Source organism: Gluconobacter sp. (assembly GCF_047723935.1).
In the GTDB taxonomy this organism is placed as follows: domain Bacteria; phylum Pseudomonadota; class Alphaproteobacteria; order Acetobacterales; family Acetobacteraceae; genus Gluconobacter.
The window spans coordinates 1-20,317 of record NZ_JBDOBO010000046.1; the positions used below are offsets into that span (position 1 = coordinate 1).

The following is a 20,317-nucleotide window of genomic DNA, read 5'->3' on the forward strand; positions in this document are numbered from 1 at the left end:
GGACATGCAACCTCTGATAATGGTTTTGCGTTTGAAGCCAGATACCGGGCCTGATTCCCAGGTCCCTATTTGATTGCAATGAGGGTTTGAACATGAGCCGCGATACCGTCAAGAAGAACATCGAAGCTGCAGCCGAGACAACGCAGGACCAGATCGAGACGCTGCGCAAGCAGGTTGAGCAGATCCTGAACGATTATGTTAACCCGGCTCTGCTTCAGGCAGCGGACCGTACAGAGCATGCCGTTGCAAATGCCCGCAAAATCACAGATCATGAAATTGAAAATGTATCGACGCGTGTGCAGTCGCGGCCCATCGCCGCTATTCTGATTTCCGCTGTGGTCGGTTTCCTGGCGGGCCGTTTCTCCAAGTAATCGGCACGTGACCTTTCAGGCGGGAGGCAGGCCATTCACAGACCTGCGCCCGTCCTGTTAGAAATAAAGGCGAACGATCCTCCATGAAGCCCATCGAACTCGGTCAGGAAGTCCTTTCCGCCCAAGGCCAGATTCTCTCCCGCTCCGCCATGCGAATCGGTCGGAGAGTTGCGTGCGCGCTTGTTGCCGTTGTCTTCCTGCTGTTCGCAGCCATCTCTTTTCATGGCTTCCTGTGGGCGTTCTTCATCAGTGTGGCGGGTCTGAGCTACGTAAAAGCCAGCCTGTGCGTCATTGGTATTGATCTGTTCTTCGTGCTGATTTTTGCAGTTCTTGCAGCATGGTCGATTCCCGACGTTGTCGAGATCGAGGCGCGTATTCGTCGTGATCGCAAGTTGGTCGAACTGAAGCAGTCAGTTGCCATTACGGCGGTTACTGGCCTTCTGCTCGGCCCGATTGGCCGTTTTACGGGCAAAAGCTTCCTGTCCATTCTGAAGAGTTTCTTCAGTCATTCCAAATAAGACATTTTATGACTGATTTTTGTCAAAGCCATCTGGCCAGTTGTAGGTTAATGGCGTAAGCACTTCGCCTGTGCCGTGATTACGCCCTTGGGGGAGTCGTCACGGACTTGCGAGGAGTCCCGTGGAAAGTTCGTCGAACAGTCCGTTAGTTGGCACCAAGGTCACAGCCTGATGCTTACGGAAGTCAATCTCTTCGGCGTCTTTGTCGCACCCCTCTCAATTTACGCCGTTGCAGCAGTGTTCGTAACACTTCTGTTGAGAAGCATTCTGTGGCGAACCGGTGCTTTGAGCTGGTTCTGGCACGTCGCCCTCTTTGAAATAGCGCTCTATGTCTGTGTTCTCTGTCTACTCATCCTTTACGTCTAGGAGGGGTCGGCTATGAACTGGACCCGCAGTGTGATCCGCGTTCTGCTGACTCTGATTGTCTTGGCGATGGCCATTGGCCTCGGTCGGACCATGTGGGACATTTACGTACTGGCACCATGGACGCGCGATGGTCGTGTTCGTGTCTACGTCGTAGATGCAGCCCCTGAAGTTTCCGGAACAGTCGTTTCTGTTCCTGTTGTGGATAACCAGTTTGTCCATCGCGGTGACCCGCTTTTCGTTCTTGATCCCGTTCGCTTCCGCCTTGATATTGACGCCGCCCGTGCCCGCCTTGCCGGTGCGGACGAAGACCTCAAGCTGAGATCTTCTGATGCCAAGCGTCGTATGGGCCTCGGTGGCATTGTGTCTGCCGAAGAGCAGGAAGACTTCAACTCTAATGTTGAAACCCAACGCGCCAAAGTAAATGCAGCGAAAGCCGAACTCAATACGGCCCTGCTGAACCTTCAGCGCTCGACAGTTTATTCGCCCGTTGACGGCTACATTACCAACCTGAATCTGCGCGTCGGTGATTATGCCCATGCAGGTCAGCCTGGTTTGGCCGTGATTGACGCCCATAGTTACTGGATCAACGGATACTTCGAAGAAACCAAGATGCACGGTGTGCATGTGGGTGACGCTGCCCGTGTGAAACTCATGGGTTACAAGCAGATCCTTCCTGCACATGTTGTCAGTATCGGCCGTGGCATTAACGACCGTAACGGCGTGTCAGACCGTCTTGGTCTGCCAGACGTGAACCCGATTTTCACGTGGGTCCGTCTTGCGCAGCGTATTCCGGTTCGTCTGGAACTGGATAACGTTCCGCCGGAAATCACTCTCGCGGCCGGCATGACCGCAACCGTCACGATTGGGCGCGAAACGCCGGGCGCCCGTGGCAAGTTGACCACCTGGCTGCAGAATCATCTCTGACATGTCACGCAAGCTTCTGACCCTCGCTCTCAGCACCTGTCTGTCACTTACGGCCTGCACCGTCGGGCCGAATTTCAAGCCAGACAAGATCAAGGTGCCCGACACTTTTGTCGAGCAGCCACAATCGGTGACGGCAGCCGAGATCGCGCGGACCGAAGCAGACATGAAGGACTGGTGGGCCCAGTTCCATGACCCGATGCTGAACGAGCTGATCGAGGCCGCGGTCAAGGGCAACTATGATCTGCAGATTGCCTCTCAGCATATCGTGGCAGAGCGTGCTGTCCGGCGGCAGGCTCAGGCAGCTTGGTATCCTCAGCTGGATGCAGCTATGGGCGGTGGCGATGACCGGTATTCCATCAATGTAGATAACTGGCCGCTCCGCCCGGGTAATCCCGCAAACCGGCCACAGGCTTCTGTTCTGACCTATGGTGCTCGCGCCAGTTGGGAAATTGATCTGTTCGGGCATATCTCCCGTCAGGTCGAGGAACGTAAGCGGCTCGTTGAAGAATCACTGGAAAACCGTCGCGCTATTCTGTTGTCGCTGCTGTCCGAAGTCGCATCAGACTACGTGACGTTGCGCGGTATTCAGGAGCGGCTTGCAGTCACGGAACACAGCATTGATGTGGCGCAGCGCTCACGTGAACTGACTGAAAAACTTTATACGCACGGCCTGGGCAATACGCTGGCCGTGGCGCAGGCACAGACAGAAGAGCATCTCGAGCGCTCGCGTCTTGCTCCACTGCATTCGCAGGAAGAGCGTCTGATCCACGCCATTTCCATTCTGCTCGGCGAAATGCCGGGCAAGCTGGAGGAAGAGCTGGACGTGCGGCGCCCTCTGCCGTCTGTCCCAGCGTTCCCGGCGTCCCTGCCGTCCATTGTCTTGGCAAATCGCCCGGATATTCGGGCAACAGAAGCGCATTACGCTGCTGACATGGCTCAGGTCGGTGTGGCGGTTGCCAATCTCTATCCGAAGTTCATGATCCCGCTGACGTTCAATCCGAACGCTTCTGCTGCCTATCAGGCGTTCCAGATGGGTGGCATGGCCTGGAGCTTCATGATGATGGCTTCGCTGCCCATTATTCATGGCGGTCGCTACACGGCAGAAATTGCTCAGGCTCGTGCAGAAGCCGAGGCGAGCCGTCTAGTGTATCGCAAGACAGTGCTGAAAGCCTTTGCTGAAGTCGAAGACTCAATGGGGGACTGGCGCCATGACAATGAACTTGTCACGCAGCTTGAAGAGGCCGCTACGGACTCTGGTCTGGCGCGCGATCGTGCCCAGAAGCTGTTTGGCGCGGGTCTGACCGGGTATCTCAATGTCCTGACGACGGAGCAGACCGCACTTTCTGCTCAGGATCAGGCAGTTGTGGGGCGGATGGCCCGTCTTCGTGACGCCATCTCGCTTTACACGGCGATGGGTGCCGGCTGGCAGGGCCGTCAGCTCACGGATACGCGTTTGCCGATTGAAGTTGGAAAGCAAAACGCGCTGGTACGGGCCTTTACGCGCTAAGACAGGATCGGCTCGAAACAGGGCAAGAACAGTTTGAACGGAGTTCTGCCATGATGCCTGTCTTTCTGCGTTCATTTGCCTTTGTGGCTGCGGTTGTTCTTGGAACTGGTCTTTCTCAGGCGGCAACTGAGCGTTCTCTTGAAGCACCCGGTCCTCAAGGGCCGCTATCTGGCACTTTTCTGGATGCCGGAAAAACAGCACCCGTTCTTCTGCTCATTCCTGGTTCTGGTCCTACAGACAGAAATGGAGACTCAGCGTCTGGTCTCAAGCCAGGAACGCTGAGGCTACTGGCTGAAGGGTTAGCCGCACGCGGTATTTCAACGGTCCGCGTTGACAAGCGTGGTATGTTTGGAAGTGCGCGGGCCGTTGAAAACGGGAACCACGTTACCATCCAGGATTACGTGACGGACGTTCAGAACTGGATCTCTGTCATTCGCAAAGAAATGGGGACACGCTGCGTCTGGCTTGGTGGCCATAGCGAGGGCGCGCTGGTCGTGCTTGCTGCTTCTGGTCAGAGCCAGGGTATCTGTGGTCTGATCTTGTTGTCGGCACAGGGACGGCCAATGGGTGAACTTATCCGGGCGCAACTCCATGCCAATCCGCATGCGCAGACCGTTCTTCCACAGATTGATAGCACCATTAATGCCCTTGAAGCGGGCCATCGTGTGGATCCGTCACAGCTACACCCTGGTTTGCAGCCACTCTTCAACGCGGACGTACAGGGATACCTGATTGACGTTATGCGATATGATCCTGCTGCGCTCCTGAAAGCCTATCATGGGCCGGTTTTGCTGGTGCAGGGCGGAAAAGACCATCAGGTTAGCCCGACAGAAGATCTTCCCTTGCTTCAGGCTGCGGATCCTCAGGCTACGACTGCTTACTTGCCCTCTGCGAGTCACTTTCTGAGAGATGTTCCGGCAATTGACCGAAAAACGATGACCCGCCCCGGTCTTCCTTTTCTTGGCCCTCTCGACCCGGATCTCGTGCCGCATGTTGCGGAGTTTGTCCTCGGTCATTGACCCGGGGCGACGGGCGTCACACATCTGGACGTAATGGAGGAATAAACCAATGGCACAGGATGGTCACCCGGCTGAGGATTACCTCAGACCAAAGCTGGACAGTCTGATTGAAGAAGGTGTGAGCGCGGGATTTTCCCGTGATGTCGTACTTGCCGTACTGATTGATCTTCTGGATGACGGCGCAGCAGAGGATGCGGAGTTGAGATGAAAGACCCTTATTCAGTTCTTGGGGTTTCCAAGACGGCCACGGACAAGGAAATCCGCAGCGCATACAGGAAGCTGGCCAAGCAGTATCACCCGGACCACAACCCTGACAGCAAGGACGCGGAAGAGCGTTTCAAGGCTGTCGGTCAGGCCTATAACATCGTTGGGGACAAGGAAAAGCGCGCGCGCTTTGACCGTGGTGAAATTGATGCCGAAGGGCAGGAGCGTGGCCCGTTTGGTGGCGCTGGTTTCGGCGGTGGTGGCCCGGGTGGCGGGGCACAGGGTTTCCAAGGAAATTTCAATCAGGAAGACCTGGGCGCGTTTTTCTCCGATATGTTCGGTGGCGGTGGCTTCAGTGGGGACTTCCGTCCCGGCGGTACGGCCGGGCGTCGGGCAACCAAGGGCTCAGACCGTCGTTTTTCGGTCACCATAACGTTTGAGCAGTCGGTTCTGGGAACGTCTCTGGATCTGGCGCTTGGGGAAGGCGGGCACACGGAAGTCCGTATTCCGCCGGGTGTTGAAGACGGTCAGACACTGCGCGTGCGGGGCAAGGGTGCACCGGGTCGTCCAGGGATGGACGGGCAGCCTGGGGTTCCGGGTGATGCGTTGCTGACGATTTCTGTCACGCCAGACAAGCGCTATGTTCGTGATGGCCGTAACCTGCGCATGACCCAGAATGTCGATCTCAAGACTGCAATTCTGGGTGGGAAGGTGACTGTCGCCACGCCCAAGGGCGATGTCGCAGTGAAGGTACCCAAGCATTCTGACAGCGGGAAAGTTCTCCGTCTTGCCGGACGTGGCATTGGCGCGGACAAGAAACACCCTGCCGGAGACCTGTTCGTGACATTGCAGGTGCATATCGGGACAGTTTCTCCTGAACTGGAAACCTTCTTCTCCGAGCAGGAGGCCTGATCATGGGAATGATCCGTCGCGCAAAAGCCCGTATTCCGGACTGGCCATGGCGTCAGATTATTGGTGGTATTTTCGCCATCATCTTCGTCGTGGTGCTGAGCGTGATCGGATCTCATGCCCTCATCCTCGCCGGGGAGTGGCATTTGCCCTAAGATAAAGCCCGTCTTTGTTTCTGACGGGCTTTTCATGACCGCTTATTCCACACCGGCCTCCGGGCAACCGCCAGCGACGACGCGTCGTCGGGCATTTACTGTCGTGCTTGCAATCGAGCTGTGGGAACGGTTCGGCTATTACGGCATGCAGGCAGTTCTGACGCTGTTTATGGTCCAGCAGCTTCGGATGGCAGATACTGCGGCCAACCTGATGCTGGGTGCCTTTTCCGCCCTGACCTACATCACGCCTGTTCTCGGTGGCGTGCTGGGAGATCGCGTTCTCGGGACACGGCGAACAATGGTGATGGGGGCAATTGCCCTCGCCATAGGCTACGCCTGTCTTGCGGCGTCCCTGACATCACCGACATTGTTACTGTTGGCCATGGCGCTGATTTCCACAGGAAACGGCCTCTTCAAACCAAATGCAGGCAATCTGGTTCGCCGGATTTATGAAGGTGACAATGCCGCACTCGATGCAGCGTTCACCCTCTATTACATGTCCGTCAATGTCGGTTCGACTGTCTCGATGCTGCTGACGCCTTGGCTTCAGGTCAATTACGGCGCGCCTGTCGCCTTCGCGACCTGTTCAGTCGGGCTGGTTATTGGTCTGTTGTACTATGTGTGGCGTTCTGGGTGGCTCGCTCATACGGCCAGTGCTGTAGAAAAAGAAAGTGTACCTCTCAGTCGCTTTGCTCTGGTCGGGCTGGGCTTGCTTGCGCTGACTGTTTTCAACGCATGGATCATGAGCAGCGATGGTCTTGCCCGGGTCTGTATTCTTGCCGCGGCTGCGTTGCTTTTCCTGGCATGGGTTGTGCTTTACGTTCGTGCACCGGGAGAAGAACGTCCCGGTTTGCGGCTGACATACATGCTGTGCCTGCAAGGCACGATCTATCTCGTCTTTTATCAGCAGATGATCACGTCCCTGACGCTGTTCGCTCTGCGCGATGTCTCTGGCGATTTCAGTATTGGCGGCGTGACACTTTTTCATATGTCTGCCGGGCAGTTTCAGGCGCTTAATCCCATCTGGATCATGGCGATCAGCCCCCTTCTGGCCGTTCTGTATAATCGGCTGGGCGCCCAGGGGCGGGATCTGTCTCTGGCTCGGAAAATGCTGATTGGCTACGTCATGGTAGCTATGGCCTTTGCCGTCTGGTGGCTTTCTGCTGTCGGGACGAAAGGTCTGGTTTCCCCTTGGATCATGGTCGCGGGTTATGGGCTTCTGTCTTTTGCGGAACTGCTGACGAATGGTCTGGGTCTGGCCATTGTGGCCCGCTATACGCCAGCCCGCCTGAGTGGCTTCATGATGGGGGCGCTTTATCTGCTATGGGGTATTGCGATGTATGTGGGCAGTGTGATCGCCAATCGTGCGGCCATGCCTGCGGATATGGCAGCTTCTGCGGGAAATGCTCTTTATGCCGGTTTGTTCCGCACATTGTGTGAAGTGGCCGTGGTTATTGTGGTGATTCTGGTATGCCTGGAACCTCTGACGCGCCGTTGGGACAGAGAACACATAACTGTGAACATGAAACTTCCGCCGAATTGAAAGACGTGAAGGTTTTGTAATTCGGGAGAAAACCTAGGAAAAAGATTAGACATGTTCTGACGTGATGCGGCGGAATTGCCGCATTACGAAAACAACCGTCTTCCTCTCCCTATTCCGGACCGGTATCGGCCTGTATGGGAAGGTCATTCATGATTTCCGGTTACAGGCGACGTGAGAGGGAGACGCGGGAAAAGATGCAGAGGTTTAAAAGCGGTTTGACGAAGGCTCTGGGGGCGGTCTGTCTTTTGAGCACGACACTGTCCACCGTCCAGATTGCATACGCCGAGACGGCTTCTGCCTCCGATCAGGCGAAACAGGGTCAGCCGCGCGCGCACAACAGTGCTGGTCATCCTGTCCTTCGGACCAGATCCATCCAGCCGACCCCTCTGCTGGTCAAACCTGCCCCGACCCCATCGCATCTGGCTGATGTGCAGCCTTCAGATACGACAGAAAACCGCTTCTTTCCGGCCAGTTTTCATGACTGGCTGACGCAGAGCACCATGACTGGTGACTGGGGCGGCTATCGCACCTGGCTTACGGAAAAAGGGATCAACATCGGTGGGCACTTCCTGCAGGACAGTGCGGGAAATCCGATGGGCGGCAAGGCCAAGACTGTTCGATATGCGGATGAATTCGGCCTCAATATCGACTTTGATCTGAAGAAGCTGACCGGTTGGAACCTTGGCCTGTTCCACTTCCTAAGCACAGCCCGGCAGGGTCTGGGTATTGGTGCCAAACTTCCGGCACTCGATAGCCCACAGCAGATCTTCGGGTCTGGTGAAACTGTCCGTCTGACGCGTCTGTCATGGGAAATGCCCTGGAACCGCTACGTCTCCACGGAAGTCGGTGAAATCAACACCGAGAATGATTTCGAGCAGTCCTCCATGTATTGGGGCATGAGCCAGTACTGCCAGTTCGAGTCCAACGCTATCTGCGGTATGCCGCAGTCTGTCGCAATGAACTCGGGCTACGGATATTACCCGACGGCGCATCCGGGTGCCTGGGTGAAGTTCTACCCTGCCGGAAACAATCATTACCTGATCCAGTTCGGTGCGTATTCGGTCGATCCGACCATCGCCAACACCCATAATGGCTGGAAAATGAACCTTCATGGTGCAACGGGGACGTACGTTCCGTTTCAGCTTGGATGGCATCAGGGCGGTAAGGACGATTACAGCGGTCCGCTTCAGACCAACATCAAGATTGGTGGCTACTGGGATTCTTCTCAGGTCAAGAACGTCTATGGCCAGCTTGGCACATTCGGTGTCCCGACAGAGTATCTGATTTCAGCGCCGACCCAGCAGGTTCGTGGCCGTTTTGGTGGATGGTTCCAGTTCGACCGTATGTTGGAACGTGACAAGGCTGATCCGAACCGTGGAACATCGTTCTTCGGATCTTTCACCTGGGGTGATCCCCGCACCGCGATTGCACCTTACTTCATTACGTGGGGCATCACGCGTAAGGGGACCTTCCCGAGCCGACCCAATGATACGATCAGCCTTGGCATGAAGATGCTGTGGGTGAACCCGAAGCTGACGATCTGGGCGCGACAGATGCAGGCTGCCGGGGCAACAAACCTGTTCAAGCCCTCTGAAGAGCATGCCATTGAATTGAACTATGGCTGGCGCCCGACCCCGTGGCTCGTGATCCGTCCTGGTGCGCAGTATCTTATGCATCCCGGGGGCACCAACCGCTACAAGAATGCTCTGCTGCTTGATTTTGAGACGGGCATTACCTTCTGATTTCTTTGGCAAAAGCCAGACATGAAAAACGCGCCACCCGATCAAGGTGGCGCGTTTTTTTGTGCCAGTCGTCTGACGTGAAATTAGAGGTCGGTCGTGAAGGAGAACTTGAATGTCCGGGGCAGGCCTTCAAGCAGATAGCCGTTGAAGGACGAAGACCAGTAGCGTGTGTTGGCAATGTTATCGACGCCAAAGCGCAGAGTGACAGGCTTGTGGTACGTCGTGAACGTATAGCGTGCTGCCAGATCAAAGCGCGTCCAGACTGGCAGATGCAGGGTATTGGCTGTGTTAACCCACTGCTTGCCTGTATTGACGACACGTCCGACAACGGTGGCTCCCTTCAGGAAAGGGAGGTCGTATTCCAAATTGCCGTTGACCGTATAATTCGGAACGCCGATCGCTGTGTTGCCATTCTGCAGGCCGCCTGCCGTATGGCGCAGGTCTGCATCAATCAGCGTCCCACCCCCATTGAATCTCAGTCCCGGCAGGATTTCTCCATTCACGGTGAGTTCGATGCCACGGTTCCGTTGGAGGCCGTCCTGTTTGTAAATGGAGTAACCCGTGCCTTCGATGGGCACATTATAAGAGTTGGGGCGTGAAATCTGATAAAACGCCAGAGCAGCGCTGAAGCGACCAATGTCGTACTTGGCGCCGATTTCATATTGGGCAGACTTATAGGGCGGGAAAATCTGCCCGACATTCCGAGCGCTGGCGGGGGCGGTATCGCCCTGAGACATGCCTTCAATCCTGTTGAAGTAAATGGACGTCTGACGCGTCGGGTGAATGACAAGCCCGACAACAGGTGTAATGGCATCCTGATTATACGGAGTGCTCAGTGCACCGCGGCCGGTGCTGCTGTATTTATACCCGTTGATCATCATGTTCTGGTAACGGAAGCCCCCGGTGAGGGCTATGCGACCATTTAGGAAAGACATCGTGTCGGAGAAAAACAGGCTGTAGAGGCGTGTCCAGTTTGTCGTCTGCGGGTCGTTTAAAACACCCCCAACGAAAGTCTGAGCCGGGGAGGCAAACTGCGGTGTCTTATAAATGTTGGTGGTCGGAGAGGTCAGGGCCATGGCGTAGGCCGCAGCTGAATCTTCCCAGAGCGCGGAGCCACCGGCATTGACTTCGTGCTTGATAAAGCCCGTTTGGAAGTGCGCACGAACGCCGGCGCGGGTGCTCTCATTCGTCTGATTGTAAGGCACATACATGCTGCCCGCAGTTGCAGCGCCGGTGGCTGCATCCGTTAGGGTCGGGCTGGAGTAGTTGCCCTTCTCATTCGCATTCAGGGCACCAAAGGCCCCATACAGGGTCACATTTTTGGAGAGATCATGCTCGATGTTGAGCATGCCAAAAATGTAGTTCAGGTCATTATACGCCCATTTTTGACCGAAATTGTGAGATGGGGCGACCGGGCGCGGAACGCTGGTGACAGATGAACTCAGCATCAGCCCAGGGCGGCCACCATCAACGCCCTGATTTTGATAGTTCATGTCCATCGAAATACGTGTGCTGTTATCGCGGCTGTGCCAGTCAAAATCAGCCCCCAGAGCGGTGGAGTGCCGGTATTCATTATTGATGGAATCTTCGCCGGATTGTCCGGCCACGTTCAGACGAACACCGAACTGCTTCTCCGTTCCAAAACGACGGCCCACGTCAATGCTGCCGCCTCCCATGGCGCTGCTCGTGTAGTCTCCTGTCAGGCGGGTGATGGGGGCATCCGTCGCATGTTTGAACATCAGGTTGATGTTGCCGCCAATAGCAGACCCACTCGGTGCAGCGCCGTTCAGAAATGCGCTGGCGCCGTTGAGAACCTGAACACTGTCGTAGAGCTGGGGTGAAACAAGCTGCCGGGGCGTGATGCCGTAAAGACCATTGATGGCCACGTCATCACCGTTGACGGCAAAACCGCGGATGACAAACATTTCCGAGAAGTTGCCGTATCCATACGTCGTGCGAACGGATGGATCATTTTCCAGAACCTGTCCAAGCGTCTGGGACTGCTGGTTCAGGATCATGCTGGAGGAATAACTGCGAATGTTAAAGGGCGCGTCCAGCCCCTTTTTGTTTCCGAGAGCGCCAAGCTGTCCGCCACTCGTGACTTCCATCTGATTCCGGCGCTTGGCCTTTACGATGATTTCTTCATCGGTCGGCGCGGATGATTTGGCCGCGCTGGGCGCTGCCACAGCCTTGTTGGACGCAACCTGGGTCTGGTTCGGCAAGGGACTTGCTGCATAGGCGAAAGCGGGAAGGGTTGTTCCGGCCATCAGCAGGCAGGCCAGGTGCCTGCGATGGCGAGCAGGTCTGGGGCGGGAAAGCAGATGTGCGCGCACGGAAAGAAGCCTCGATTGGAGGAAAAGATGTGCGCTACATACGGTAATGAGAATTAATCTCAAATAAATCAATGTAACTTAATATGACTGTGCGCACCGCCAGAATGTGGGCATAAAAAAAGCGAAGCCACTTTCGGCTTCGCTTTGTCGTTTGCTGGCTGTCGATGACTTCAGAGCACAACAGTGAACTGAACGCCCAGAACAGCGGCATCATGGAATGTTGTCGTGGCACTGGGGCGCTGGATGTATTGGAAATCCGGCTGGATTGCCATCGCACGGGCCACATGCGCGCTATAAAACAGCTCGTACACGTTTTCATGGCTCTGTGGGCCATAGACCGTGCCCCACTGATTATCCTGATAGGGCAGGTTGAGCTGCTTGGAGGATTCCTGCTGCAAGGCCGCCGTGGTGCTCATGTCGAAGTGCTGCCACATCGCGCCGACAGTATCGAGCGGACGACCCCACGCTTTGCCCGTATCAATCATACCAACCCATGTGTGGTCTCGCATGGCGACGGTCTTGCCGTCACTGTACATGGCGCCCGCCATAAGGATCAGACCGTTGGTATCACCCGGCCCGTTGCGCATGAGCATCTGATCCATGATCAGCCACGCACTGTTTCGCCCGGCTTCATAGCGGCGAGGCAGACCGGTTTGCTGCCACGAGTTCCCGTGAATGTCTTCGTACAGATTTAGATAGCGTGAGTTGTCGTAGGAATATCCAAGCTCGTAATGACCAACGAGATGGTTTTTCCCAAACCGGGGAATCCAGCCGATTTCAACAGGCGTTGAGAATTTCCCCAGCCCGGATTGTGCCCAGGACCAACCGGAAATGCCGCCGTTGTAAGCGTGCGGGCTTACGGCGAAGAGGCCACCCATAATGTATGTGTTGACCGTCGGCATGACACGGGCAATCGCCGCGAGGTTTCCGGACGGCCAGTCGCGGTTGCCTTCCGTATATTTGTTAGGTGCTGGATTTCCGCAAACGGCAACGTTCATGAAGTCGCAGAAAAGTGGCGAGGCAGCAAAGAATGAACCGACCGGAATCCAGCCAGCGCTGATGTCGATACGGTTATGGTAAAAGGATGCCTCTCCATACATCGACACGAGATGCGCTACGACGTTGCCACGTGCACCATAGATTTCCTGCACGGGCGCAATGGAATCCCCGAACATCCGGGACACGTTCTGGCCGTGTCCGTTGACGATCAGCGTATGCGTCCAGAAGTTTTTGATACCGGCCATTTTGTCCCAGTCGATATCTACTTCAACGCCGACCTGCCCCGTATCCGAATAGGCTCGGTCTTTACCGCCCGTCACGTTGCCGGCGAACTCTTCGTTGACTGCGGCGAGGAGATGAATGCCGTGATTGACAAGCCACGGCTGAATGCCGCCCCAGTCTCCGAAGAAATGTTGCGATCCCATGGGGGCTGCGAAAAACGCGCCAGGATCTTCAACTTCGTCAGGAGTGCCAGCACTGCGCACACCGCGCATGTTGTTTTGCAGAATAGGAACCCGTCGCCCTGTATCCATGGGGTGCGATGTCAGTTCGGATTTGCTGTTGCCTGCTGAGGGTTCAGCCGACGGGCCTGCTGTTGGAGTGGAACCTGAAGGAGAGGCCGACTGACCCCAGGCGTGGCCTGGCGCAAAAGCCAGTGTCGTGGCGGACAGGAGTCCCAGAAAAACGGTCCGCAGATGTCCGGAACGAAAAAGGCGAGCGTGATCAGTCAGCACGACCATAAGGCAGCGAATCTCTCTTCTGTCTGATGATGGCGAACAGGAAGACGGTCTTCTTCGAAGACTTTCCCACAGGGTGGGACGAAGAAAATGAATTCCAATTTATGGAGTGAGAGGTGGTGTGTCGCAGACGGCCCGACCCGCTGTCAATGCGTACGGGGGAACTAAAATGGTTTGTGCTCTGGTGATGCGAAGTGTGACATTGTGTGGATGAAGACCATCACAGTCCAGATAAGGGGCAACTCCTGAGGCATTATGGCGTAAGACAATCTCTTGATTTTTAGTTTTTTACAGGAGGCAGCATGAGGTTCTCTCGTTCCATGCTGACACGTGCAGGAGTGGGTCTTGCCGTGGGGGCGATTTTAGCGACCGGTTCGGTTCTGGCCGAGCCCGCAGCAACTCCAGCCGCTCCCCCACCTGTTCCCGCTCTCGATTCCCCTCTTCAACTGGGTTCGGTGTCCGTGGAGGGAAACAAGCGTGTTCCGTCTGCGGATATTCTCGCAGCATTCGGCTATCACGACGGCCAGAACGTCACACGTGCGAAGCTGGCAGACGCACAGAAACAGGTCGCGACGCTGTATCAGTCACGCGGCGTTGGGGCGGACCTTGGTGAGCAGTTGCATATTTCCGCCAACACAGTGGATGTGAAGCTGCTGATGAGGGAGCACGACCAAAGGACTGCTGAGGCTGGCAGTACTGGACTGATTGTGGACAAGGTCGCTTTCGAGGGTAACCGAAAAGTACCAACGCCTGCTCTGGCAGCCGCAACTACCCTTCAGGATGGCGCAGCGATCTCGGATCAGGCTTTGGCTGCGGACGAAGTTGCAATCGAGAAAGTCTATCGGGAAAACAAGCTCGGCGCTCAGATCCAGCCACAGGTGGTTTATCCGAACCATGACAATCATCTGGTTCTGGTCTGGCAGATTCGTGAGCAGAATCCCCGCTTGGACGGGGAGTAACCAGCCTGAAGGATCAGGTCAGGGTCTCCGGATCCAATGACTGGGGGGTCAGTACACCCGGAAGATAAAGCGGGTGTTCTGGCCGTCCCGTCTGGCTCAATCTTAATGCCGTCACCTTCACGCCATGGTGCGCCAGCATCCGGGCCACAGCAGTGCCCCGGGGCCTAAGTGCCTTGGCCTGCGGGGCACCGTAAGCTAGCACGACAAGATCTGCTGCCTTCGCCATTTCAAGAAGATGCCTGTCGTTATCTGGTCCAATGGGATCATCGACTTCCAGAAGGCGTTTCTGATCCGTGCAGCGATAGGCAAAACTGTTGCCGACGAAAATTCCACCGTAGCCCCATGCACGCGCATAGCGCTGGCATTTGGCGACCGTTCGATCGTCCCCGAGTTCTGTGGCGACTGAAGGATTCATCATCAGCCACATGACCATGGGTTTCGTCTCGTCCCATACGCGCTTCAAGGTGTAACGGTAACAGTCGCCCGGGCCGTCGTAGAGGGCTGTACTGATGACGTCTTCCGAAAGCCTAAGCGGACGTGAGTCACCAACATGATGCTGCCCGAAAAGGTCAGCAGGCTCCCCTCCGCTCTGGAGCAGTGTGGAGCAGGAAGGGCGCGGCATAGAAGACATTCCGGTGTTTGGTGAGCTTAGTGGGCAGCCTGAAGCGCCTTGACGGCAGCTAGTGTCCGCTCGACATGGCCATCCGGGGACATGGATGCATAGGAGAGGGCAACATGCCCATCCGGCGCAATCACGTAAGAGGTACGGCTGGCCATATGCAGAAGAGGCATCTTTGCCTTGTAGGAATTGGTGATGGTGCCATCAGGATCTGCGGCAACAGGAAATGCGCTCCGGCATTCACTGACGGAGAAGCGGGTCAACTTGTCGATCGGGTCCATGGAGATCCCGATCACCGTTGCGCCCATCGCTTTGAACTCGGCAACAGCTTCAGCGAATTCGTGCGCTTCGATGGTGCAGCCTTTGGTAAAAGCGGCCGGGTAAAAATAAAGGACGACCGGACCCGTTTTTAAGGCATCGGCCAGATGATAGCTGAACTCATGTCCGGCCATACTGGCCTTGGCAGTGAAGTCCGGAGCATGTGCTCCTGTTTCCAGGGCAGCGTGAGCTGGATTAGGGAGGGTGCCAATCATGGCAAGAGCACAGACAGCAGAAATTGGCAGAAAGCGACGCATAGGATGTGCTCTGTTCCCTAAAGGTAACGGTTTAGAAAGCGCCGGGCGGAACCACAACGCACGGTGAACCGTGCGACAGACGATGGCAGGCCGCAAGGGCATTTTCATGTGTCAGCCCGGTCAGGCGCGCACGATAGAGGTGGCCTTTGCCTGTTTTAACACTGGCAACCTGTGTCCTCGCAGACGCGACAACCGCTCCCCCCTGACTATGAGCCTGAGAGGCTGCTGAAGTGGCCTGTCCCGAATTGGCAAATGCACCGACCTGAATGGCCCATGTTTTAGGGCCGCTCGTTTCCTGCGGGGCAGCAATAGTTGCGTGATGCATCGTCGGTGCTGGAGAAGACAGTCGATACTGCTGCCGTGTTGCGGGCATGACGGCCATGATCGGCTGGGGTTGCAGGTGGTGCCCCATCGGAATTTCCTGCGCCGTGACCTGACTGTCCGCCAGTTCAGTATCCATGCTGTTTGCGACCGGCGGATGATAGGCCACTTTCTGCACAGTGGGGGCCGGGGAGGTGATGCCTCGCGCTGCCCATGCCGCACTGACGCTGCTCGGTTCCGTCGGCGCGGCAGAGGCTACGACAACAGGCGTTGCGAGAGCGGCCGGTGTTTCGGGCACGGTCTCATCCGAAGACGAACTATCATCAGATGAGCTGTCTGCTGATGCATCCTTGTGCGACCAGGCTGCCCGGATCGACTGACTTGCCGGCGTGGTAGGGACAGTATTTTCTGCGACCTGAATTTGGGCATTGGGATCGTGCTGCGAGACGAGTAGGTCTGCGGCTGACCGGTTATGAGGCGTCACGCCAGCAATGCGCGGACCAATCGCTGCCACATATCGGCGTGTCTCGCGCGGCAGCGGACGTCCGCGACGCAGGTAGCTGTCGAGGCTTCCAGGGCCATCGTTATAAGCGGCAAGAAATCCCGGGGAGCCGTAGATTTCATACATCTGTCGAAGATATGCCGTGCCTGCGAGAATGTTATCGTGCGGATCAAACGGATCGTCGCCGAGGCCGTATTGCTGGCGCATGTCATCATAAGTTGGCGGCATAAGCTGTAACAGGCCCATGGCACCCGGCGTCGAAGTGATGAAATTGCCATTATGGTCGTAAAGGTGGCCGCCAGATTCCTGCTGCATGACCGCCCGGATCCACGCTTCTGGAATATCAAACCGAGCAGACGCTTCCTGAATGTATGGCCCCCATGGATCGCTGGGAGGCCCCGGCGGGGCGTAGTAGGATTTTGCGTGAGCGCGATACTTCGCGGCTTCCTGAGAAACGGGAACCTGTGAGGTGGAACTCATGTCGGGTGTGCCGGCGCATGCCGCGAGAAGGCCGATCAGACCAAGTGCCAGACCGGAACGGAGAGCGGTCAACGGGCGAAGAGTGGTCTGGAACGGCACGGCGGGTCTGGGCATCGGGGCAGGGTACCTGACAAAGGAAGAACTGTCGCAACCCTCAAAGCATACACAGGGATTACGGCAAAACTAGGAAAAATGACGAAAGAGTTACGTTTGTCGCCTACTTTTTCACTGTGGAAGCTGTTCAGGGACAGATGGTGGAAGAGCACGCTATCATCAAGGGGAAGACTGCTTGCGGGAACACAGTCTATCGGCTAGGCGAACCAGATGAACTCATCTTCCCCGGCCACGAAAGAGCCAGAGGTGCAACGGTTGCCGACGCACGATCTGAGCGTGCTGAAGTTCGACCAACGTCGGGGGAGCCCCGCTGCCCGGGCCTGGGATGATTTCCTCGGAGCCTGCAAGCTCTGGCGTTTGGGCGTTATGCTCGGATGGCTGGACATCAAGCTGCGTTATCGCGGATCAGCCCTGGGGCCCTTCTGGCTGACCATTACATCGGCCCTTATGGTCGCATCCATGGGCGTTCTGTACAGTCGGCTCTTTCATCAGGATATGAAGGTCTACCTGCCGTTTCTGGCGCTGTCCCTGACGCTCTGGCAAACGGGATTGTCCAGCCTTCTTCAGGAATCCTGCACCAGTTTTCTGGATGCCGAAAGCATTATACGCTCCAGTCGTCTTCCATTGCTGCTTCAGGCCATACGGGTTGTGGTCCGTAATGCGATTGTTTTCGCTCACAACATCATCGTGCCTGTTGGTGTTTTCGCGATCTACCATGTCTGGCCGGGGTTCACGGCGTTATTGGCGCTTCCGTCTCTTCTGCTGTGGGGGCTGGACGGATTTGCAGCCTGCATGCTGCTGGGAGCACTTTGCGCAAGGTTCCGGGATGTGCCACCGATTATCGGGGCGCTCCTTCAGATCGTGTTCTACGTGACGCCTGTCATCTGGCAACCGCAGCAGTTGGCGGGGAAAGCGCGGTACCTGCTGTACAACCCGTTTTATGCCCTGCTGGAAGTCGTTCGCGCTCCATTGCTGGGGCATATTCCTTCGATCAGCGTCTGGCTCGTGGCCCTGCTGACGAGTGCTGTGTTCTGGGTTATCGCGATATGGGCTTTCGTCCGTGTGCGTTCACGGTTGGTGTTCTGGATCTGACATGACGCATATCCGCCTTGAGAACCTTTCTCTGTCGTTTCCGGTGCTGCACGGGGCTTCTCGCTCTCTGAAGAAAACACTGCTGGCTCGTGCCAAGGCTACCGTCACAAAACCCTCGGCTGTTGGTGGAAGAATGCGTCTTGGCGCAGTCGCTTCGGATGCCGTTTTGGTGCAGGCGTTGTCAGGCCTGACATTCCAGCTCCATGGGGGTGAACGGGTGGGCCTGATTGGCCATAACGGTGCTGGCAAAACGACGCTTCTGCGTGTGTTGGCTGGCATCTATGAAACGACTGATGGTTTTCTGGACATTGAGGGCGACAGTCATGCGCTCATTGATCCGCAGTCTGGCATGAATCTAGAGTTGAGCGGGCGTGAAAACCTCAATCTCTTTGCGTGTCGGATCGGGTTACCAAAGAGCCAGATTCCTGCGCTGGAAGCCGATGTCGAAGCCTTTGCAGAGCTGGGACCGTTCTTTGATCTGCCAGTCCGCCTCTACTCGTCCGGAATGAGCATTCGGCTTGGATTTGCTTTGGCTACGGTTCCACGTCCTCGCATTCTGCTGATGGATGAATGGTTTATGGCGGGAGATCAGCGCTTTCAGGAAAAAGCCAGGGAACGGATGGCAGGCATGATCGATGCCGCTGAAATTCTGGTCGTGACATCGCATTCCCTGCCTGTGCTCAAGCAGTGGTGTACGCGCATCCTCTGGATGGAAGAGGGGCAGATCCGAATGGATGGTCCCACGGACGCCGTGCTTGAGGCATACGAGGCCTCTCTGGCCTGAGTGCGAGCTGTTTATTTGGTCTGGTCTCAAGGGTGCGGTAGGATCAACTTCGAGTTTGACCATCACCATGGAGACTAATCATGTCTTATGCCGCTATTGATGCAGCCCGCGTTGCCAAAGCTGCAAAGTCTGCCCTTCAGACACTTGCCACCGTCAAGGAGCAGTCAGAGGCTCATCAGCGCAAGACGCTCATGATCGAGCGTATCGAAGCCCTCGCAACGGCTGCGGCTGAAACGAAGGGCTCCAACGCCATTACCCTGACATCCGAAGAATTTTGGATGATTTCCAAGAACTGGTAAAAACCAGGAGTTCAGGCGGGGGTCCTACCCCGCCTGTTAGCCTTGGTAAGAGGCAATTTCCACGAGATTGCCATCCGGATCCCGGCAATAAACCGAAGTGATCGGTCCCAGCGCGCCCAGGCGCGAAACCGGACCTTCCACAACGACAACACCGCATTTTTCGAGATGCCGCACAATATCGTCACTTGAGATGGCTGTTGTGAAGCAGAGGTCGGATGTGCCGGGCTGCGCGCCTTCGGCTGTTTCCCATCCTTCTGATCCTTCGGGGCGAAGATTGATCTTCTGGCCACCGAAGCACAGAGCAACACGGTTATTACGACCGTATTCCTCAATATCCATGCCCAGAACCCGCTGGTACCAGGATGCCGAAACAGTTCTGTCCCGTACGGTCAGAACGATGTGGTCAAGGCGATCAACGGTAAAGCGCATGATGGTCCCTCAAGAAAACGGCGCCCGATGGTCCTGATATTATCATCAGGACGCAGAAACCGTCAGGCCTCGGTGCCCTGTTCGGGCGGGAAAGAATAGCTCAGGTTGGTGGGCGCTTGCGGAATGCCGCCAGGCTTACGACCTCGGCATCTTTCTTCTCTTCCTGAGGGGGCTCTTCGATCGTCACCTCGGGGTGGTGCGCCGGATCGATATCATCTGGCTCTACAGCGCCTTCAGGAATCTCGATGTCTTCGTCGTCATCGACCATGCTGCTGACGAAGCGCAGCGCCATCCGGATATGTGGATCGGCAAAGGCCGTAATGGCGGCAACCGGGATGACGAGGATGCTGCCAACGCCCCCGAACGACAGACCAACGGAAATGACATTCTTGTCGCGATCCAGCGCCAGATCCCAGAACTGGTGCTGAAGAACGATCGTCATTTCTTCCGGATACTGGGCGCGGAGACGGGACGGAATGATGACGTCCGAACGATTGGTGCGGAAGGTCAGGTAGAAATGGTGAGCACCGGGCAGGCCTTCAGCCGCAACGTACTCAATGGCGCGCAGCATGACTTCACGATAGGCGTCTTCCACCCAGTCGTCATAGGGAAGAAGGCTTTCGGGAAGGTCGTGCTCAAGGCCATCCTGGCCGGTGTGATCGTCGTCGCTCATGGTCGCAGGCCTGATGTTTCAGTCAATCAGGTCAGGGATGCGACAGACCAGCCAGAATGGCAAGACGTTTTGCACAAAAGGAAAAATGAGGTGGGAGGGCTTCTGTTGCCCGGTGCCCTCCCGAACCGCGCTTATCGCTTATG

Annotated in this window: 22 protein-coding genes; 15 read left to right on the plus strand and 7 right to left on the minus strand. The window is 56.3% G+C overall.

All coding sequences use genetic code 11. From position 1 onward, the window contains the following. The first annotated feature begins 92 nt into the window (after positions 1 to 92). The 11 genes from ABF979_RS12460 (at position 93) to ABF979_RS12510 (ending at position 9,258) form a co-directional block, all read left to right on the plus strand. Positions 93 to 371 (plus strand): hypothetical protein, encoded by a 279-nt coding sequence (locus ABF979_RS12460; RefSeq protein WP_046900788.1) that lies wholly within the window; start codon positions 93 to 95, stop codon positions 369 to 371. 83 nt (positions 372 to 454) lie between these two features. Beyond that, positions 455 to 889, plus strand: a complete 435-nt coding sequence (locus ABF979_RS12465) for a hypothetical protein (protein WP_064274741.1) — start codon at positions 455 to 457, stop codon at positions 887 to 889. A 171-nt stretch (positions 890 to 1,060) separates the two neighbouring features. After that, a complete protein-coding gene (locus tag ABF979_RS12470; RefSeq protein ID WP_007284708.1) occupies positions 1,061 to 1,255 on the plus strand; it encodes a DUF1656 domain-containing protein in 195 nt (64 codons plus the stop codon). Positions 1,256 to 1,267: 12 nt separating this feature from the next. Then, on the plus strand, positions 1,268 to 2,179 hold the full coding sequence (locus ABF979_RS12475; protein WP_046900790.1) for an HlyD family secretion protein: 912 nt from the start codon (positions 1,268 to 1,270) through the stop codon (positions 2,177 to 2,179). Position 2,180: 1 nt separating this feature from the next. Continuing rightward, positions 2,181 to 3,686, plus strand: a complete 1,506-nt coding sequence (locus ABF979_RS12480; protein ID WP_415560162.1) for an efflux transporter outer membrane subunit — start codon at positions 2,181 to 2,183, stop codon at positions 3,684 to 3,686. Positions 3,687 to 3,736: 50 nt separating this feature from the next. After that, entirely contained in the window at positions 3,737 to 4,705 is a 969-nt protein-coding gene (locus ABF979_RS12485; protein ID WP_415560164.1) for an alpha/beta hydrolase, read from the plus strand. Positions 4,706 to 4,754: 49 nt separating this feature from the next. Further along, a complete protein-coding gene (locus ABF979_RS12490; protein WP_202207194.1) occupies positions 4,755 to 4,913 on the plus strand; it encodes a hypothetical protein in 159 nt (52 codons plus the stop codon). Continuing rightward, entirely contained in the window at positions 4,910 to 5,821 is a 912-nt protein-coding gene (locus ABF979_RS12495; protein ID WP_415560166.1) for a DnaJ C-terminal domain-containing protein, read from the plus strand. Before ABF979_RS12490 ends, ABF979_RS12495 begins: the two co-directional genes overlap by 4 nt. 2 nt (positions 5,822 to 5,823) lie before the next feature. Further along, positions 5,824 to 5,973, plus strand: coding sequence for a hypothetical protein (locus ABF979_RS12500; protein WP_167386128.1), 150 nt, complete (start codon positions 5,824 to 5,826; stop codon positions 5,971 to 5,973). A gap of 34 nt (positions 5,974 to 6,007) precedes the next feature. After that, positions 6,008 to 7,516 (plus strand): peptide MFS transporter, encoded by a 1,509-nt coding sequence (locus ABF979_RS12505; RefSeq protein WP_202207196.1) that lies wholly within the window; start codon positions 6,008 to 6,010, stop codon positions 7,514 to 7,516. A gap of 194 nt (positions 7,517 to 7,710) precedes the next feature. Next, positions 7,711 to 9,258, plus strand: a complete 1,548-nt coding sequence (locus ABF979_RS12510) for a carbohydrate porin (protein WP_415560168.1) — start codon at positions 7,711 to 7,713, stop codon at positions 9,256 to 9,258. A gap of 83 nt (positions 9,259 to 9,341) precedes the next feature. Here ABF979_RS12510 and ABF979_RS12515 read toward each other — a convergent pair whose 3' ends face one another. Beyond that, positions 9,342 to 11,525, minus strand: coding sequence for a TonB-dependent receptor (locus ABF979_RS12515; protein ID WP_415560186.1), 2,184 nt, complete (start codon positions 11,523 to 11,525; stop codon positions 9,342 to 9,344). Positions 11,526 to 11,761: 236 nt separating this feature from the next. Continuing rightward, the gene (locus ABF979_RS12520) at positions 11,762 to 13,330 is read right to left on the minus strand and encodes a carbohydrate porin (RefSeq protein WP_415560170.1); all 1,569 of its coding nucleotides are present in this window, start codon (positions 13,328 to 13,330) and stop codon (positions 11,762 to 11,764) included. 299 nt (positions 13,331 to 13,629) lie between these two features. Between ABF979_RS12520 and ABF979_RS12525 the strand changes: the two genes are divergently transcribed. Further along, positions 13,630 to 14,286: a POTRA domain-containing protein gene (locus ABF979_RS12525; RefSeq protein WP_415560171.1), complete on the plus strand. Its 657-nt coding sequence runs from the start codon at positions 13,630 to 13,632 to the stop codon at positions 14,284 to 14,286. A 13-nt stretch (positions 14,287 to 14,299) separates the two neighbouring features. Here ABF979_RS12525 and ABF979_RS12530 read toward each other — a convergent pair whose 3' ends face one another. Genes ABF979_RS12530 through ABF979_RS12540 form a run of 3 tightly spaced genes read right to left on the minus strand, consistent with a single transcriptional unit; the run spans position 14,300 to position 16,897 of the window. Beyond that, positions 14,300 to 14,908, minus strand: a complete 609-nt coding sequence (locus ABF979_RS12530) for a DUF1643 domain-containing protein (protein ID WP_415560173.1) — start codon at positions 14,906 to 14,908, stop codon at positions 14,300 to 14,302. A gap of 26 nt (positions 14,909 to 14,934) precedes the next feature. Beyond that, entirely contained in the window at positions 14,935 to 15,480 is a 546-nt protein-coding gene (locus tag ABF979_RS12535) for a peroxiredoxin (protein ID WP_415560175.1), read from the minus strand. A 31-nt stretch (positions 15,481 to 15,511) separates the two neighbouring features. Then, complete coding sequence (locus ABF979_RS12540; protein ID WP_415560177.1) at positions 15,512 to 16,897, minus strand: transglycosylase SLT domain-containing protein; 1,386 nt, start codon at positions 16,895 to 16,897, stop codon at positions 15,512 to 15,514. Between the two features lie 210 nt (positions 16,898 to 17,107). Here ABF979_RS12540 and ABF979_RS12545 point away from each other — a divergent pair, with 210 nt between their 5' ends. The 3 genes from ABF979_RS12545 (at position 17,108) to ABF979_RS12555 (ending at position 19,072) form a co-directional block, all read left to right on the plus strand. After that, positions 17,108 to 17,989 carry an ABC transporter permease gene (locus tag ABF979_RS12545; RefSeq protein ID WP_415560179.1) on the plus strand — a complete coding sequence of 294 codons (882 nt, stop codon included), beginning with the start codon at positions 17,108 to 17,110 and terminating at the stop codon, positions 17,987 to 17,989. 1 nt (position 17,990) lies between these two features. Beyond that, positions 17,991 to 18,773: an ABC transporter ATP-binding protein gene (locus tag ABF979_RS12550; RefSeq protein WP_415560181.1), complete on the plus strand. Its 783-nt coding sequence runs from the start codon at positions 17,991 to 17,993 to the stop codon at positions 18,771 to 18,773. Positions 18,774 to 18,853: 80 nt separating this feature from the next. Beyond that, positions 18,854 to 19,072 carry a hypothetical protein gene (locus ABF979_RS12555; RefSeq protein ID WP_202207206.1) on the plus strand — a complete coding sequence of 73 codons (219 nt, stop codon included), beginning with the start codon at positions 18,854 to 18,856 and terminating at the stop codon, positions 19,070 to 19,072. Positions 19,073 to 19,108: 36 nt separating this feature from the next. Here the strand turns inward: ABF979_RS12555 and ABF979_RS12560 are convergent, their stop codons facing one another. After that, positions 19,109 to 19,501, minus strand: coding sequence for a VOC family protein (locus ABF979_RS12560; RefSeq protein WP_202207207.1), 393 nt, complete (start codon positions 19,499 to 19,501; stop codon positions 19,109 to 19,111). 100 nt (positions 19,502 to 19,601) lie between these two features. Next, the gene (locus tag ABF979_RS12565) at positions 19,602 to 20,174 is read right to left on the minus strand and encodes an SspB family protein (protein WP_415560184.1); all 573 of its coding nucleotides are present in this window, start codon (positions 20,172 to 20,174) and stop codon (positions 19,602 to 19,604) included. Positions 20,175 to 20,317 lie beyond the last annotated feature (143 nt).

What these genes read in the sequence shown, in the direction of transcription:
- ABF979_RS12460 (WP_046900788.1), top strand. Translation starts at nt 93, where the DNA reads ATGAGCCGCGATACCGTCAAGAAGAACATCGAAGCTGCAGCCGAGACA.
- ABF979_RS12465 (WP_064274741.1), top strand. Translation starts at nt 455, where the DNA reads ATGAAGCCCATCGAACTCGGTCAGGAAGTCCTTTCCGCCCAAGGCCAG.
- ABF979_RS12470 (WP_007284708.1), top strand. Translation starts at nt 1,061, where the DNA reads ATGCTTACGGAAGTCAATCTCTTCGGCGTCTTTGTCGCACCCCTCTCA.
- ABF979_RS12475 (WP_046900790.1), top strand. Translation starts at nt 1,268, where the DNA reads ATGAACTGGACCCGCAGTGTGATCCGCGTTCTGCTGACTCTGATTGTC.
- ABF979_RS12480 (WP_415560162.1), top strand. Translation starts at nt 2,181, where the DNA reads ATGTCACGCAAGCTTCTGACCCTCGCTCTCAGCACCTGTCTGTCACTT.
- ABF979_RS12485 (WP_415560164.1), top strand. Translation starts at nt 3,737, where the DNA reads ATGATGCCTGTCTTTCTGCGTTCATTTGCCTTTGTGGCTGCGGTTGTT.
- ABF979_RS12490 (WP_202207194.1), top strand. Translation starts at nt 4,755, where the DNA reads ATGGCACAGGATGGTCACCCGGCTGAGGATTACCTCAGACCAAAGCTG.
- ABF979_RS12495 (WP_415560166.1), top strand. Translation starts at nt 4,910, where the DNA reads ATGAAAGACCCTTATTCAGTTCTTGGGGTTTCCAAGACGGCCACGGAC.
- ABF979_RS12500 (WP_167386128.1), top strand. Translation starts at nt 5,824, where the DNA reads ATGGGAATGATCCGTCGCGCAAAAGCCCGTATTCCGGACTGGCCATGG.
- ABF979_RS12505 (WP_202207196.1), top strand. Translation starts at nt 6,008, where the DNA reads ATGACCGCTTATTCCACACCGGCCTCCGGGCAACCGCCAGCGACGACG.
- ABF979_RS12510 (WP_415560168.1), top strand. Translation starts at nt 7,711, where the DNA reads ATGCAGAGGTTTAAAAGCGGTTTGACGAAGGCTCTGGGGGCGGTCTGT.
- ABF979_RS12515 (WP_415560186.1), bottom strand. Translation starts at nt 11,525, where the DNA reads ATGGCCGGAACAACCCTTCCCGCTTTCGCCTATGCAGCAAGTCCCTTG.
- ABF979_RS12520 (WP_415560170.1), bottom strand. Translation starts at nt 13,330, where the DNA reads ATGGTCGTGCTGACTGATCACGCTCGCCTTTTTCGTTCCGGACATCTG.
- ABF979_RS12525 (WP_415560171.1), top strand. Translation starts at nt 13,630, where the DNA reads ATGAGGTTCTCTCGTTCCATGCTGACACGTGCAGGAGTGGGTCTTGCC.
- ABF979_RS12530 (WP_415560173.1), bottom strand. Translation starts at nt 14,908, where the DNA reads ATGCCGCGCCCTTCCTGCTCCACACTGCTCCAGAGCGGAGGGGAGCCT.
- ABF979_RS12535 (WP_415560175.1), bottom strand. Translation starts at nt 15,480, where the DNA reads ATGCGTCGCTTTCTGCCAATTTCTGCTGTCTGTGCTCTTGCCATGATT.
- ABF979_RS12540 (WP_415560177.1), bottom strand. Translation starts at nt 16,897, where the DNA reads ATGCCCAGACCCGCCGTGCCGTTCCAGACCACTCTTCGCCCGTTGACC.
- ABF979_RS12545 (WP_415560179.1), top strand. Translation starts at nt 17,108, where the DNA reads ATGAACTCATCTTCCCCGGCCACGAAAGAGCCAGAGGTGCAACGGTTG.
- ABF979_RS12550 (WP_415560181.1), top strand. Translation starts at nt 17,991, where the DNA reads ATGACGCATATCCGCCTTGAGAACCTTTCTCTGTCGTTTCCGGTGCTG.
- ABF979_RS12555 (WP_202207206.1), top strand. Translation starts at nt 18,854, where the DNA reads ATGTCTTATGCCGCTATTGATGCAGCCCGCGTTGCCAAAGCTGCAAAG.
- ABF979_RS12560 (WP_202207207.1), bottom strand. Translation starts at nt 19,501, where the DNA reads ATGCGCTTTACCGTTGATCGCCTTGACCACATCGTTCTGACCGTACGG.
- ABF979_RS12565 (WP_415560184.1), bottom strand. Translation starts at nt 20,174, where the DNA reads ATGAGCGACGACGATCACACCGGCCAGGATGGCCTTGAGCACGACCTT.